General features: G+C 63.0%; 13 protein-coding genes. 6 read left to right on the top strand and 7 right to left on the bottom strand.

Going from position 1 to position 14,341, the window contains the following annotated elements; all coding sequences use genetic code 11:
* Positions 1–1,071: 1,071 nt before the first annotated feature.
* Complete coding sequence (locus MRBLMC3_RS22450; protein WP_363832520.1) at positions 1,072–1,896, bottom strand: MucR family transcriptional regulator; 825 nt, start codon at positions 1,894–1,896, stop codon at positions 1,072–1,074.
* A 700-nt stretch (positions 1,897–2,596) separates the two neighbouring features.
* Complete coding sequence (locus MRBLMC3_RS22445; protein ID WP_363736793.1) at positions 2,597–2,872, bottom strand: HU family DNA-binding protein; 276 nt, start codon at positions 2,870–2,872, stop codon at positions 2,597–2,599.
* A 449-nt stretch (positions 2,873–3,321) separates the two neighbouring features.
* Here MRBLMC3_RS22445 and MRBLMC3_RS22440 point away from each other — a divergent pair, with 449 nt between their 5' ends.
* From MRBLMC3_RS22440 to MRBLMC3_RS22415, 6 genes are all read left to right on the top strand, one after another.
* Entirely contained in the window at positions 3,322–5,016 is a 1,695-nt protein-coding gene (locus MRBLMC3_RS22440; protein WP_363832517.1) for a ShlB/FhaC/HecB family hemolysin secretion/activation protein, read from the top strand.
* Positions 5,017–5,064: 48 nt separating this feature from the next.
* Entirely contained in the window at positions 5,065–5,625 is a 561-nt protein-coding gene (locus tag MRBLMC3_RS22435; protein ID WP_363832514.1) for a 2OG-Fe(II) oxygenase, read from the top strand.
* Positions 5,626–6,542: 917 nt separating this feature from the next.
* Positions 6,543–7,559, top strand: a complete 1,017-nt coding sequence (locus MRBLMC3_RS22430; protein WP_363832512.1) for a hypothetical protein — start codon at positions 6,543–6,545, stop codon at positions 7,557–7,559.
* Positions 7,560–7,754: 195 nt separating this feature from the next.
* Entirely contained in the window at positions 7,755–8,972 is a 1,218-nt protein-coding gene (locus MRBLMC3_RS22425) for an autotransporter outer membrane beta-barrel domain-containing protein (RefSeq protein ID WP_363832509.1), read from the top strand.
* 178 nt (positions 8,973–9,150) lie between these two features.
* Positions 9,151–10,149, top strand: coding sequence for a ParB/RepB/Spo0J family partition protein (locus tag MRBLMC3_RS22420; RefSeq protein ID WP_363832506.1), 999 nt, complete (start codon positions 9,151–9,153; stop codon positions 10,147–10,149).
* 316 nt (positions 10,150–10,465) lie between these two features.
* Complete coding sequence (locus MRBLMC3_RS22415) at positions 10,466–10,651, top strand: hypothetical protein (protein ID WP_363832503.1); 186 nt, start codon at positions 10,466–10,468, stop codon at positions 10,649–10,651.
* Between the two features lie 322 nt (positions 10,652–10,973).
* Here MRBLMC3_RS22415 and MRBLMC3_RS22410 read toward each other — a convergent pair whose 3' ends face one another.
* From MRBLMC3_RS22410 to MRBLMC3_RS22390, 5 genes are all read right to left on the bottom strand, one after another.
* Entirely contained in the window at positions 10,974–11,396 is a 423-nt protein-coding gene (locus tag MRBLMC3_RS22410) for a TadE/TadG family type IV pilus assembly protein (RefSeq protein ID WP_363832500.1), read from the bottom strand.
* Positions 11,397–11,401: 5 nt separating this feature from the next.
* Entirely contained in the window at positions 11,402–11,584 is a 183-nt protein-coding gene (locus MRBLMC3_RS22405; protein WP_066562160.1) for a Flp family type IVb pilin, read from the bottom strand.
* 71 nt (positions 11,585–11,655) lie between these two features.
* Positions 11,656–13,521: a TadG family pilus assembly protein gene (locus tag MRBLMC3_RS22400; RefSeq protein ID WP_363832497.1), complete on the bottom strand. Its 1,866-nt coding sequence runs from the start codon at positions 13,519–13,521 to the stop codon at positions 11,656–11,658.
* Positions 13,518–13,733 carry a hypothetical protein gene (locus MRBLMC3_RS22395; protein WP_363832494.1) on the bottom strand — a complete coding sequence of 72 codons (216 nt, stop codon included), beginning with the start codon at positions 13,731–13,733 and terminating at the stop codon, positions 13,518–13,520. Before MRBLMC3_RS22395 ends, MRBLMC3_RS22400 begins: the two co-directional genes overlap by 4 nt.
* The gene (locus tag MRBLMC3_RS22390) at positions 13,730–14,338 is read right to left on the bottom strand and encodes a tetratricopeptide repeat protein (protein ID WP_363832706.1); all 609 of its coding nucleotides are present in this window, start codon (positions 14,336–14,338) and stop codon (positions 13,730–13,732) included. Before MRBLMC3_RS22390 ends, MRBLMC3_RS22395 begins: the two co-directional genes overlap by 4 nt.
* Positions 14,339–14,341: the final 3 nt, after the last annotated feature.

Genomic DNA, 14,341 nt, shown 5'->3' with positions numbered 1-14,341 from the left:
GATGCCTGTTGGTTGTATCAGCTATGATGGAGGAAAGGCTGGAGCAAGCCGCCGTAACAATCTGCTACCGATCATTCTCATGCCATAATGAAGCACTCGCCGCCAGCGACATTTCACCTTGAGCCGTGCTGCCCGATGGCCGTGTACAAGCCGAGGAAATCCTCTCAAATGGGGCAAATGTGGAACAAAACAGGAAACGGCCATAATTTGCCTTCAGGGCCCTCTGGAGAGCTTTTGGTCGGCCTGCATGATCGGGCATAGGGGAGGCGATTTTTCGCGCTCAGTGAGCGCCCCAGGCTGCACGAATTTTAGGCATTCTCGCTCAAACGGCGCTGGGGTGCCGGACCTGAGAAGCCGTCCTATCGATCCGCAGGGGAAAATATCGATCACTGATAGTTCATCACGCAGCACCCAGAATGTGAAGTGATGGGCGGAAGCTTCCCGATGCCTTGCTGAATGACGGTGAAAGTTTATGACTGCCAGCATTGCGCTTCTGATAGCTGCAATGAATGTCTTGCTTGATTGAGGCAGTCGACCGGGCGCCGGTAACTTCTACAAGTTGAAGATGGACGCAAATTCAATCGGCAGATGCCATGGCGCGTCGCAGCCATGGGCAATTTTTGCGCGCCAATTTTCGGATCGCGATCTGATGCACGGCGTGGTTTGTCTTGCCGCGATTTCCTGGCCGTCCGATGATACCGCCCAATTGGAAAATGCTCCAAATCTTCTTTCGACACTCTGTTTCAAATTTCCCAAGCGATATTTTGGGTCTTGTAACGGCTTGCACTGATCCAAATCTCGCAGCAGCGTGATTGGATTGCGATATTATGATGAGTTAAACTGGCGGGATTGATTTGGGTGATCTGCTGAACATGCCCTTGAAGCGAACAGCACTTCCGCCACTCTACCCAAAAACTGTCACATTAGTCAGGGTGATATCGTGATCAGCAGTTCATATTTCGCGGAGCCGGGCATTTTCAGCCGCCCATCTTCGAACGAGCTTCCGCAAAGCTCGCGGAGGTAAAGCGCCGGCATGTCGTTGCTCATGGCAAAGACATGCCGGCGTGCCAATCAGGCCTTTTCGGCTGTAGGTGCCTTGGCTGCGGGCTTCTTCTTGGCCGCAGCCTTGGCGGGCGCCTTCGTCGATGCTGTTCCTGCGCCGGGCTTTTCAGACGGTTTGTCGCTGGCCGAAGCCGCCTTCTTCTTCGGGGCCGGCGTTGCTATGGATAGACGCTTGCGCGAAGCGGCGGGCTTTTCAGCAGGCTTCTTGGCTGCGACCGGCTTTGCTTCCACAGGCTTCACTGCGAGTACCTTGGCGTCTGTCGACTTGGCAGGGGCAGTCTTTGCTTCCGCAGTTTTGGAAGCCGAAGGCTTGGCCGGGGACTTCGCCGCTGCCGGCTTGGCAGGGCTGGCCTTTGCGGGCGCACTCTTCGGAGCTGCTGCTGCGCTGGCTGCTGGAGCAGGCGCCGCTTCCGCCGGCTTCTTCGCGGTTACGGGCTTGCGGCCAAGGCCAAGCTTCGTGGCGACCGCCCGCCGTGCTTCCGAATAATTGGGCGCAACCAGCGGATAGGATTTCGGCAAGCCATAGCGTTCGCGATATTCATTGGGCGACAGACCATGGCTGGCCAGGTGCCGCTTCAACGTCTTGTATGGCTTGCCGTCAATCATGCTGAGAATATGTTCGGGCGAAGACAGGCTTTTGCGTACCGATACGGCTGGAGTATAAGTCGGCACTGCCGCCTCTTCAGGCTTTGCGGCCGGATCATCAGTCAAGGCAAGGCGGGTGGTCCGGATGAGGTCGGCAAGACCTTCGCTCGCGACATTATTGTTCGAGACAAAGGCACTCACCAGCTGAACAGTGAGCGTCGTGATGTCAGGCTGGTTGTTTTCAGACATTGGCCCCGCTTCCCATCTTTGAGTAATAGAAGCGGCCTTTTGCGCGGTTTTGCGTGAAATGTAAATCCGAATCGACTTGACAGCACAGACACGGGCTATCGAGCGCGGCTAAACAACTCCAATTTGTCTCGACATGGCACACTTGATGAAGGGGTTTCCATCAATGAACCGCTGTCTTCATCGGTCCTTTGGCGGCCACGTCTCGCAAATAAGATGTTGGTACAAGGATGACGGACAAGATTCTATATTCGCGTGCCGGCTATCAATGCTCGATCAATGCAAGATAAGATCCCATAGTATGAAAGCTGTTTCCTGTATAAAATGCAAGCTTTCGACCCGCCCGCGGACTTTGAGAGAGGATGCCCGAACGACGCCCAAAGGCGCTACGTCTGCAACGGCAAATACGAAGCCGCGGGCAGCAACCCGTCGCGACACGGTGGGACGGAGTGCTGAGAGGGGCCTCGGGAATTGCAGAAACAGCGTCGTGACGGCCGGCATGTCCGGGTCTCATATCATGTGCTGGACAGCTCGTCAGTTCACGAGGAAAGGCAGGCTCCTGTGAAAATGGCGCGCCCGCCAATAAGGCAGTGCGCGCCATTTCATAAAAGGAAGATGCGGTCCGCCATCTGGGACCAAAAACTTCCGATCATGTTTCGACGGAGACTTGATCGGCGACCGGATGCGGCCGCCAGGATCGTCTTCAGCCGTTCAACTGGTCCTTCACGGCCTTGGCCGGGGTGAAGGTCAGCTTCTTGGAAGCGGCAATCTGGATAGCGGCGCCGGTCGACGGATTGCGACCTTCGCGAGCTGGCTGGTCCTTGACCTTGAACTTGCCAAATCCGTTCAGCGAAACTTCCTCGCCCTTAGCAGCAGCACCGGCGATGGTGGAAAATATGCCATCGACATATTTGCGCGCGTCGGCCTTGGTCAGTCCATGGTCGGCGGCCAGTGCTTCGGCGAGTTCAGTATTGTTCATGATGATCTCCCTTTCGTGGACGGCTGGTCTTAACCTGTCTCTGCGCGCTCAACTAGCCCCTTTGCGATCGGTAACCGGCGAAAATCGGCAGTAAAATCGCGTTATTGACGCTTTCAGACGTCAAAATCATGCCGGCGCGAGCGGTTGGGCCGCATTTATCCGTCCGTGGCGACTCCTCCGGCTTGTTACAATGTGGATGCCGGAACGGGCATTTCGCTTGGGAAAGAGGGCTACAGACGGCCGTTCCGCCAAAATGGTCGCAATTGCCGCGCGCCCGTTCAGCGCCGCGTCGGGTGGGGATCGCCCAAGGCGCGGCCTTCGTTCCCAGAGGGTCTTTTACAAAGACTTGCCGATACAACCGATCCGGTCCCTGTTGCGGATGAACGGCAGGTCGTTTTCGCCCATCCTGCTGTGCGGCCGCCCCTTGGTGGCGGAAATGGTGCGGAACGATGTGGCGGCGGATGATGGCGGGGATAGGGTGGCGCAGACGCACGGCACGCGCGGTCGCGTGGGGCCTGGGGCTGATGCTGGCGGTTCCCGCGGTCGCGCAGGATACCGCGCCGGGTCAGCAGAGCGCAGCCCCGATTATTGATCGCGACCGCACAGACCGGCTCGAACCCCAGGTCGTCCCCACGCCTGTCGCCACGCCGCAACCTGCGCCCTCGGTCCAGGTGGCGCCCGGAGCTTCCTCCGCTTCCCAGATCCTGTTGACGCGCCTGCGCTACAGCGGAACGACGCTGCCCACGGCCCGTCTCGATGCCGCCACCTCATCCTATATCGGACGGCCGCTGACCGGCGAGACCCTGCAGGGCATCGCCAATGCGATCAGTGCGACTTATGCGAAGAGCGACATTGCTTTCTATTCCGTCTCCATACCACCCCAGGTGCCGGGCGGCGGCATATTGACCGTTCGTCTGGTCGAGGGACGGGTGAAGGATTATCGTCTCGCGGGCATGTCGCCCAGCGCGCCCGCCCGGCTTATCGCCGCACATATGCGTCGGCTGATGCGCGACGCGCCGCTGCGCAAGAGCCTTCTGGAGCGAACATTGGCTTTGCTGCGCGACATTCCGGGGCAGACGGTCGATGCGCGGCTGCGGCAGTCGGGCGCGCCCGGCGACCTTCTGATCGACCTTATCGTCAAGCGCAAGCAGGTGCAGATCGGGCTGACGATCGACAATAGTGGGGTCAGCAACGTCGTGCAGGGCGTGCAGGCGCAGATGTCTGTCACGATCAACGGCCTTGTCCGCGAAGGCGACAGCACGCGCATTGCCGGCTATCTGCCATTCTACCCCGACCGCTACCAATATTATTCGCTTAGTCACAGCACGCCGATCGGCAGCGACGGCCTGACCCTGGCTGCGCAGGCCGCTCATGTCGAGAGCCGGTCACGCGGAAGCATGATTAGCGGCAAGGCGACACTGGCGGGCCTTACGCTCAACTATCCCGTTGTTCGATCGACGAAGACCCAACTTTCCCTCACCGCATCCATCGACGGCATCGATAGCGACAATTATTTCCTCGATATCCGCTTCGGGGATTATCGATCGCGGGCGCTGCGCCTGGGTGCTTCCTGGTCCCGCGCCGACGCGACGAACGGCTATGCGATTTCCTCAGTCATCAGCCAGGGTATCGACGCATTGGGCGCCAGACCCTTTGCCGGCTTTTCCGAAACCGGCTTCACCAAGGTCAATGTTCAGGCCGTCGCGGTGAAGGGGATCAGCGGCAAACTCAGTCTCAGAACTTCGATCAAGGGCCAATATTCGAAAGATCGTCTTCCGGTAACGGAGCGCTTTCCGCTGGGCGGCCGTGGCGCCGGCATGGCTTTCCGCACTGGAACGCTGACGGCGGAACAGGCCCTTGCCGGCAGCGCGGAACTCTCATGGTCGCTGCCCGCCCGGTCGCCCTTGCTGAAGGCCAGCGCGTTGTTCATCGCGGTCGACGGTGCGCTGGCACATGGGACGGCGCGGCCGGCCTACCGCCTTGCGGCACGCGACTACAGCCTTGCATCTGCCGGCGGCGGGGTGCGGCTGGGCCTGGGACCGAAATGGCGGGTCAGCGCGGAAATGGCCGTGCCGGTCAAGCGGCCCGATCCGGCCTATAGCGACAAGGCGCGTTTTTTCTTCGGGATAGGGCGGGCTTTTTGATCCGTTCTTTTTGCGAATACGCAAAAACAAAAAGCGGGAAGCAGGACAATGAACAATGTGTGGGAGCTATGGCCCTCGGCCCTGACCGGGGCGGAATGCGATGCGATCATCAAGCGCGCGGCACTTTACCAGCCGGAAAGTGCGACTGTTGGCTTTGCGCAGGCGGTGCGCAGCGACCATGGCTATCGGTCGTCGACCATAAGCTGGCTGGATATTCATCGCGACAAGGACATTGTCGATCGGCTGATGCAGTTCGTTCAATCTTCCAACCGCACCAATTTCGGGGTCGACATCATGGGGCCCTATGAGCTGCAGTATACGGAATATCATGGGCGGGCTCAGGGCAAATATGACTGGCATCAGGATGTATGGCTGGAATCCTCCCGTCCCTTTGACCGTAAGCTTTCGGTCGTGGTGCAGTTGTCCGACCCGGAGCAGTATGAGGGTGGCGCCTTCGAATTTTTCGGCCTTCAGCAGCCCGGCGTCAATTTTGCGCCACGCGGCAGCATGCTGATCTTTCCATCCTTCCTCCAGCATCGCGTCCTGCCCGTAACCAAGGGCGTGCGTCGCAGCCTGGTGAGTTGGATCGAAGGGCGCAGATGGCGATGAGTCGTCGCTGACGGTTCGATCAGCATTTTGTCCCCAAGCGAAGAACCGTAGGCGATGATCTGGCGCGGGCGGGATGCGTGCGACCGACGCATTTACGACCCCTAGAGCGATTTCCAAACGATCGGAACCGATCGCTGGTCAAGAAATCGCGGCAAACAAGGAAACCAGAGCGGCGAACTGATTCAATCAGATCGAAACCCGCTCTATGATCGATCCTCGCCCTGCAGGAAGAATGAACCATATCGGAAGAAAAGCCAGGGAAGGAGATTTGCTTGCCTCAACCCCACCCTTGCGGGCGAAGGGCTTTTTTGGAAGCCCATAAAAGCGCTAAAATTCAGCGATTGACTCATGTTTACGAAGGCTTTGCGCATGCGGCAGCATGCTTTTGCGCGGTGGATCGGGGCGCATTCGGGCAGTGTGAACTGTTATAACCAGACTGGTTTCTTCTTGACGCGGCGATAAGGACTGCCCCGCTTAACTTGCTCCCGTTGCGATCTGCTCGCAGGAAAACAGGGAGTCTTGCAATGCCACGTTATGGATCGGTCCGTTCGGGACGGCATTATTTGCTGTGCGCCACGGCGATACCTCTTCTTTTGCTCAGCGCCTGCGCCGACGGCGTGGGCTTCGACGTGGGGGCGGGCGGCGGTCCGTCTCCCACTGGTCCCAGCGGCCCGACAGGTCCGACCAATCCATCTGGCCCAAGCGGACCAACCGGTCCCGGCGGACCCTCTGGCCCTGGCGGTCCCACAGGTCCCACCAGTCCCACAGGTCCAGAAGGCCCCACCGGCCCGTCCGGTCCGACCGGACCGAGCGGCCCTGGTGGGCCCACTGGACCTGGTGGTCCAACGGGATCTTCTGGTCCCACCAGCCCGACCGGCAGTGGATCAATCATCGGGGCATCCATCGGCAATCTGCCGGTGGTTGGCCCAACCGGCCCGGGGTCGCTGATCGGCGTCAATGTCCTTCCCGGCGAGACTCCGGCGACTGGCAACCTGGCCACGGTCGATCTGCTGACGGGCGACGGCACCGTTGCGCAAGTCACCCTGCCGACCACGTCCCAGGGCGTTCAGCAGGGGCTTGCGCCGGTGGGCACGCTCGCCGGAAGCCTGCTTGGCGCGCCAGCCGGGGAGGCCGTGACTCAGCTTACCGATGGCCTTTCCCCGACGGTTGCGGCTGTCACCTCGACCGTCAGCCAGCTCACCACGCCCGTGCTGGACACGGTCAACGGGGCGCTCTCGCCCATTGCCGGCCCGCTGGTGGGCGGTAATGGCGTCCTCTCCCCGGTGACGGGGCTGGTGGAAACCGCGGTGGGCGGCCTGACCGGCGCTCTGGGCGGTGTCGGCGGCGACCCCGCTACTGGGCTGAACGCACCGCTGGTCGGCGCGAATGTCGGTGGCAATGTGCTGACGGGTGCTTCCACTGCAGGCACGTTGGTTGGTGTCAATCTCCTGCCGTCGGATGGCGGCGCGGTTGCCGGGCAGCTGGCGACGGTCGATGTCCTCACCCAAGGCAATCTGGTCGACGTCGCTGTCCCCACTACTGCAGCCGGGGTGCAGGCGGGATTGCAACCGGTCGGCAATCTGGCGGGGGGGCTTCTGGGGCCGCAGGCGCAAAGCACGGTCGATCAAGTTGTCGGTGGCGTTGCCCCAGTGGTCGCAACCGTCACCAGCACAGCCGATAGCGTCGCCGCGCCGTTGCTCGACACTGTCAACAGCCTGGCTCCCGCGCTGCCCGGAACAGGAAGCGCTACCCCGCTCGCTCCCGTGACCGGCGTGGTCAACGGCTTGCTGGGGGCAGGGGAGGGAACTGCCGGCAATGCCCTGGCACCCGTCACCGGCCTGTTGAACGGCGTCGTCGCGCCGGTGACAGGATCGGGTTCTGCCACGGCGCCGGTGACCGGCCTGCTCGGTGGGTTGCTCGGGGGCAGTAACTGATGCGGCGTCGCGGTCCGCCATGGTCCTCATGCATGACGGACCGCGCGCCGACGATGCTCTCCCCCAAATAGCCCCCGGGGTAGGGCGGGGGCGAGGAGGCAGTGGGCGCACTGCCTCCTCAAACCCATTCGAACGCAGCTCGGTGGACTTTGCGTTCACGCAAAAAATGACTTCGTCAAAAAGGGAAATCTCATCTTGCTCACCCGCCTCTTCTCCGTTCGGCGCCTTATCGAAGGCGCTGCGGCATTACTGATGCTTTATGGCCAACCCGCCATGGCCGGTCCCTATACGCCCTATGCCGTAACGCCAGGCGAAGCCGCAGTCGGGATGACGCTGGACGCCGCGACGGTCGCGCCCGGCAGCGACCGCTCAGCCATGCTTGCGTCGATCGATGCCCTGCCCACGGCTGCGGCGCGGGCCGATGCGCTGGGTCAGCTTTCGCCGCGCAGCTATTCCCTGCTGCCCCGCCTGTCGATCCAGTCCATGGACGCCGCCGACCGGGATATCCGCTCCTGGCTGGCCGAGCGGCGCAGCGTCGCCATCGACGCGCCGGCCGATATTCCGGTGCGCGGCGACCGAACCATTACCATGATGTTGAGCGGCGGGATAAAGCAGGCGAGCTATAAGGCGCGTATCGATCGCCCCGTAGCGGAGTCCGACAGTCGGTCGCTGCGCTTCGCCGTCGATGTGAAGCCCGTCGCCGGCCTGATCGTCGGCGCAACCCTGGGCATCGACGGCATCGACGCACGACTTGGTCCGGCGCAGCGCCCGCGCATCAGCCAGTTCAACAGCCAGATCGGCTCTTATGCCAGCTATAGTGACGGCCACTTCTATGCCGATGCGACGGCTGTTTATACGCTCTCGGAATACAAGCTCAGGCGCCAAGTCGGCTGGGCGGGTTTCACCGGACAAATGGTGGCGCCGGTCGATGGCGACGGCTGGGGCGCTTCGGGCGAGGCCGGGGTGATGCTGCGATCCGGCGCTGTCCGGATACAGCCCTTTGCCGGTTTGCACTATCGTTATGCGGATGTCAGTGGCTTCGTCGAAAATGGCGGACCCGCCGCTCTGGAGGTTGCTGCCTTCCGCACGAAATCGCTTCGTAGCGGGTTGGGCGGGCGCATCTCCGCCACGGTGATGCAAGGCGGCTGGACGCTCAGGCCCTCGGTCGAGGCACAATGGCAGCGCGAGCTGCGCAGCCATCCCGACAGTCGGATCGAGGCGCGTTTCGCCACTCGTGACCTGCCGATTTTTACGCTGCTTCCCACGCGGCTGGCGCGAGATGCAGGATTGGTGAATGCCGGGGTCAGCGCAACATGGAATAATCGCACCACGATCCGTCTCGGCTATGCGGGCGAGTTCAGTTCCGACCGCCATGTCCACGCGGCGACGCTGACCGTGGGGCGGCGCTTCTAGAGCGGAACAAGTGGGAACGGGCTTTCCACTGGTCATGATGTGGCAGGAAAAGCTTGGAGCGCGTGATCTGCATCCGTTTCAACGCAATGCGTGATTGATCCGAAACGAACCCGATTCCGGCCCACAACCGTGCCTATATCGCTATTGCGTAGGCCAGCTCACGCAAAGGAAGTGAATCATGGCACGCTTCATACGCGACATTCTGGCGACCCTGGCCCAAGAACCAGCCGACAAGGGCGCGGCCGATGAGGAGGAGCTCAGCCGCCTCGACCAGCGGCTTGCTCCGTTCGCGGACAGGGCGCCGGGATCGCGGGGCACGATTTTGATCCAGCCGGACGAATGTTCAGTCTGGGACGGCAATCCGCGCGACCAGCCGGGACTGACGGCGGACGGCTGCCGGTCGCTCATCGATTCCATCGCCAGCGAGGGGGGTAATCGCATCCCCGTCCTCGTGCGTCTCAATCCACCGGGTTCGGACCGGACCTATCAGCTTCTGGTCGGCAGCCGCCGCCGTTTCGCGGTGGACTGGCTCAACCATAATGGGCGGCCGGAAATTCGGCTGTCGGCTCTGGTGGTCGACCTGTCGGACGAGGAAGCCTTCCGCCTGGCCGACATCGAAAATCGCGAGCGGTCGGATATCAGCGAACTGGACCGGGCGCGCAGCTATCAGCATGCGGTCGAGCGCTTCTACGGCGGGGTGCAGTCCCGTATGGCCGAAGCGCTCAGCCTGTCCAACAGCCAGCTGAGCCGGCTGCTTGCCCTGGCGCAATTGCCCGTGGAAGTGGTTGACGCATTCGCCACCAAGGATGAACTTCGGGTGCGTTATTCGGAAATACTGACGCCGCTGTTGCGCCGTCCTGACCAGCGGGCACGCATGATTGCCGAAGCCCAGTATATTGGAGGGCAGCAAGGGGCGCTGGCGCGTGAAGGCGGCCGCATGATTTCGCCCGCGACGGTTCTTGCCCGCTTGCGCAAGGCGGCCATGCCGCAACCCGTGGAGGAAGCGCGCGACATGACGATTGTCGCGGGTGGATCGCGCATCGGCTGCGCCAGGCCCGGTCGAAGTGGGTGCCTGACAATCGACCTCAGCATCGCTCATGATGCGGATCTGGACGAACTATTGGCACGGCTGCGCGAGACAATCGTCGCGGCCCGCGGCGGTTCCGCCATAGTATAGCGATCCGCTTTCGGCACGATGACCGGCGTTGCGTATACGCAATATCTGTCCCCCAGGTGCGCTTTCCTGCCTCCTGGTGGGATGATCACTTGGACTTGGGCAGACGGCCTTTGTCAGCTTCTGCGCCGTCATCCGGCGCCAGGCCAACGGGGCATGTCGCGGCCGACGCAGCCCGCTATTCCCGCCTTCTTCTTTTGGCAGCGCCAAGAAAGCTGAAGGCGTGCCGCGCTCTTGAACAGTGCTTTTCCTTCTTTAATTTGTCGTTTGGCGGCTACCGCCGAAAGGTAGAGAGGATTGGAAGAAAGGAGGCAAGCCCATGTCCCTCTCCCATTTTCATGGACCCTTTGAAAAGGTCGATCACCCCCAGATGGAGCCTGAGGTGAAACGCGCGATCCTTGCATCCTGGGCTTCGGACGCGAACGCCGTCGAGGGAAATCCCAATGTCCCTGGCCCGCCCGTGCACTTCAAGAGCGCGGCGCCGCCCCGGCCGCCGGCGGACTGAACGCCCGGTAATCTTTGTGACGGATGTTGTGGGGCAGGCCGGTTCTGCCGGACCTGCCCCAAGCCGGTCCGACCTGCGCCTAAAGGCTGCTGTCGTAGCGAGCCAGTCTCCCGCCGTCGCGGCCGCCCGCGCTTTCTCTCTTCCACGGGCGCGGTCCTCTTCCGATTCCGGCGGAGTGACGGCGGCGACGATCCTGTCGATGACGGGCATGGGAGACTCCTTTGTTCGTGAGCGTGACCCCATGCAATCGTCGCGCGGCAGCGCTGGTTCCTGATCGGCGGGCCAAAGAGCAAGGCCGCTAACACAGGTTAGAGCCCGCCCTTCAATAGCTTCCGTTCGTGACGATGACGCTGGCGCTGACAGTGGGAGAGGGCATGGGCACAAAGGCTGCATAGCGCATCATCGGACTGCCGCTCATATTGTAGCTCACACGCACCCGGAAGGTGCCGGTCGCATCCGGCACGGCCGTGACGACCGGCCCGCCCCCTGCCGCGAGCAAGGTGCCGTATCCGCTGATCATCGCCTGTGCCCGATCCTGCGCCAGCGCCGTACGCTCCGCTGTGGAAAGGCCGGCAACAGCGGCGCGGGCGCCCTCGATCGCTGCATGGCGCACGCCCATCAGGGCGGCGAAATAAAAGGAATAAAGCACGACCGCGAAGACTAGCATGAGCAAGGCAGGAGCCAGCAGTGCAAATTCCAGCGCCGCCAGCCCCTGCTCGCATGTCCGCAGCTGTCGTTTTCGCATGGCGATCAGCTTGATGGGATGCTGTTGAACATCGTCGTGAAGGCGGCGCCGAGCTGCGTGCGGAAATTGGTGCCCACCGCAACGATGGCCGCGACCACCACGGCGCCCAGAACGGCATATTCGACCGCCGTCAGGCCCTTTTCATCCCGCGCCAGTTTCGCGATCAGCGAACCCAGAAACTTGTTCATCCTAGTCCTCCTATCCCCTCGGCAAATGACCGGCTGCGCGCGACGGGGGGAACCGCGCGCCGCCGTAAGACTCACACCAGCACCGGCACTCCGCAGCGCGCGCCGGTCGCCCAGAGCGTGGCATGGCCAAGCTGGATGCCCAGCGCTGCAAGCAGGTTGGTGACCAGAGGATCGATGGTGGTGCCGACCAGCCCGGCGACCGGATTAACTACCGCGCTCAACAATTGTGATCGTGCCAGCGCCCTGGTCGTGTCGCAGACAAGCGGCAGACATGCGCCCAACAGATTGATCTGCAATCCGTCCTGTCCGCCAAGGCTGCCCACCAGTGAGGTCAGCAGCGGCCCGACCTGCGCCTCATTGCCGATGCTGGCAGGCGTACCGGGCGATCCGGGGCGGCCTATGCTGCCCTGTCCGCCGGGACCGAAGATGATCGCGCCGCTCGCGCCCATGACCGGCTGCGCCACGGCGCGGCTGTCCACCGTGATGAGACCCAGGACATTGACGATCCGGACCGGGCGCAGATCGGCGACCGAAAGGGGCGGCATCGGCCGCGTCATGGCACCGGCCGGCAACGCGCCGATATAGGCGTTGACGAGGCCGCTGTTGGCCTGGACCGTCACCCGCGTGTCGCGCGCCTGTTCGGCCGTATCGGGGCAATCGATGGCGCTGACCTGCCCTTGGGCCGCCGCGATGTCGATGGTGACCGGCAGGTTGACGGAGATCAACGAAGCGCCGAGCAGGCTGACATTCCTGATCCCGACATCCAGTTGCAGCCGTAATGCGGAGGTGGAAACATGGGTTTCGCCCACTGGGCCAAAGGAAAAGCGTGGCCGGTCCATCGGCCCTGTCGCCATTGCCGCCAGCAGGACGCTGCTGCCCGGCGCGACGGTGCCGACCGCGTCCGACAGGTCCACCGCGCCGTTGCCCGCCTGAACGGCGTAGGAAAAGAGTTGATAGGCATTGATGCCGGCGCGCAGAGCGGGTTTTTCGTCTGCGCCGCCGACCGGCATGTTCTTCCACACGCCAAGGCCGAACAAGCCGTTAAGCGGTACCGCATAGCCATTGCCGACCTGCCCGGCGAGCAGGGTGAGGGCGGCGGCGGTGGCGCTGTCGTCTGCGGCACTGGCCGCGGCGGCCAGCAGGTCGCCAAGCCCCACGGTGCGGGCCGTGAGCGCGCCATAGGTGCCGCTTTCCCCGACCCGCCGCGCCAGCGCGTCGAAGAAAAGGCCGGCATCGATATCGCTCGCCATCAGCGCCTCCACATCGGCTGTGGAGAGGCGCAGCTTGAGGCCCAGCAGCGCGCCCAGCAGGTCATTGACGCTGTTCACCAGCGCATTGGTGACGGTCAGTACGCCGGAGCTGATGCCGATGCCGGCCTCGTCGATGCGCGCTGCCGTGGCAGTGGCGGACAGGTCGGGCAGGGGATTGGCCGGACCCAGCACGCGCATCAGGAACTGTCGCGCCGGCTTGCCGGTGCGGATGCGCACGGCGTTGACCCGCCCATTGCCGGGGCAAAGCGCCATGCTGGCGTCGAAGCGTTGCGCGGCACCAAGCGCGGCATCGGCGCAATAGCGGCCCAATTCGACCGAGCGGAGAATGGCGGGGTCATATCCGTTGCGGCTGAGGCTATCCCGCGCGCGTGCCGCTGCCTGAGCCGGGTTCTGCGCCGCAGCCAACGCGGCCGCATCGGTCGCGGCGCGCAGATCGCGCTCGCTCACATAATAAAGCCCTGCATCCAGCGCGAATCCGACCGCGCCGATCAACACCGCCCCCAGCGCAGCGACCATTGGCGCGACGGCGGCGGATTGGTCGCCAAGCAGCGAGCGAACCTGCGCCCAACAGGATAGCTGCTCCCACAAAGGCGTCGGAAAGAGACCAGAAAATCGCGATAACTCGGATCGGATGGTGGCTCTGATCGACCAACTCCACGGGATCATCGCGCCGCATCCGCCGCCCGATCGAGTTGCCGCCCAATCGACTCCAGATATCGCTGCCGGATGAGCGCGGCCTCCTCCGCCGACAGCAGGGCATCCTCGCGTGCCGGTGCCTTCAGCTGCGCCTCGACGACCTGCCGTGCTTCGCCAGCCGGCACCGGCGTTGTCGCGGATGTTGGCGTTGTCGTGGACATCATCAGTAACAGCGCCATCATTTCTCAACCCCCTTGCCGATCCGTGCCGCTTCCGCTGCCAGTTCTTGCCGCAGCGCGCCGTCGCCGGACCGACGCAATGCAGCCTCCGCCTCATCGCGTCGCCCGCCCACCATCAGCGCCAGCAGCAGATTGTTGCGGACCACCGCCATTTGCGGCGCCAGATCACTTGCCCCACGCAACGCCTCTATCGCCGCGCCGACCCGCCCGGACCGCAACAGCGCATAGCCCAGTGCGTTGCGCAGCAGCGGATCGGCCGGGCTCGACCGGCTCGCCTGTTCATAGCAGGCCGCCGCTTCGCCCCATCGACTCCGCGCCGCCAGCAGATGTCCGCGCACCGCGCTGACGTCGCCGCCGGTGGTTTCAGGCGGCAAGGACACCGCCTCCGCCGCATCGATCTGTCCCAGGTCGATCAGGCTGTTGACCCGCAGCAGCCGGGCCTCCGTATCGCCGGGATAGCGGCGCTCGAAATCGTCGAGATAGGCCAGTGCCGCCCGCGGCCGACCGTCCGCCCGCGCCTGATGGATGAGTTGCAGATAAAGTCCCCGCGTGTCTGGCGTTTCCTGCGCCTGCACGGGCACCGCCGCCATCAGCATTGCGGCCAGCATGAA

The sequence above is a fragment of the Sphingobium sp. LMC3-1-1.1 genome, from assembly GCF_040676285.1.
In the GTDB taxonomy this organism is placed as follows: Bacteria; Pseudomonadota; Alphaproteobacteria; order Sphingomonadales; family Sphingomonadaceae; genus Sphingobium.
Note: the sequence above shows the minus strand (reverse complement) of the source record. Positions and strands in the feature narration are given on the sequence as shown.

What these genes read in the sequence shown, in the direction of transcription:
- MRBLMC3_RS22395 (WP_363832494.1), bottom strand. Translation starts at nt 13,733, where the DNA reads ATGATGGCGCTGTTACTGATGATGTCCACGACAACGCCAACATCCGCG.
- MRBLMC3_RS22405 (WP_066562160.1), bottom strand. Translation starts at nt 11,584, where the DNA reads ATGAACAAGTTTCTGGGTTCGCTGATCGCGAAACTGGCGCGGGATGAA.
- MRBLMC3_RS22410 (WP_363832500.1), bottom strand. Translation starts at nt 11,396, where the DNA reads ATGCGAAAACGACAGCTGCGGACATGCGAGCAGGGGCTGGCGGCGCTG.
- MRBLMC3_RS22440 (WP_363832517.1), top strand. Translation starts at nt 3,322, where the DNA reads ATGTGGCGGCGGATGATGGCGGGGATAGGGTGGCGCAGACGCACGGCA.
- MRBLMC3_RS22390 (WP_363832706.1), bottom strand. Translation starts at nt 14,338, where the DNA reads ATGCTGGCCGCAATGCTGATGGCGGCGGTGCCCGTGCAGGCGCAGGAA.
- MRBLMC3_RS22415 (WP_363832503.1), top strand. Translation starts at nt 10,466, where the DNA reads ATGTCCCTCTCCCATTTTCATGGACCCTTTGAAAAGGTCGATCACCCC.
- MRBLMC3_RS22445 (WP_363736793.1), bottom strand. Translation starts at nt 2,872, where the DNA reads ATGAACAATACTGAACTCGCCGAAGCACTGGCCGCCGACCATGGACTG.
- MRBLMC3_RS22435 (WP_363832514.1), top strand. Translation starts at nt 5,065, where the DNA reads ATGAACAATGTGTGGGAGCTATGGCCCTCGGCCCTGACCGGGGCGGAA.
- MRBLMC3_RS22400 (WP_363832497.1), bottom strand. Translation starts at nt 13,521, where the DNA reads ATGATCCCGTGGAGTTGGTCGATCAGAGCCACCATCCGATCCGAGTTA.
- MRBLMC3_RS22420 (WP_363832506.1), top strand. Translation starts at nt 9,151, where the DNA reads ATGGCACGCTTCATACGCGACATTCTGGCGACCCTGGCCCAAGAACCA.
- MRBLMC3_RS22450 (WP_363832520.1), bottom strand. Translation starts at nt 1,896, where the DNA reads ATGTCTGAAAACAACCAGCCTGACATCACGACGCTCACTGTTCAGCTG.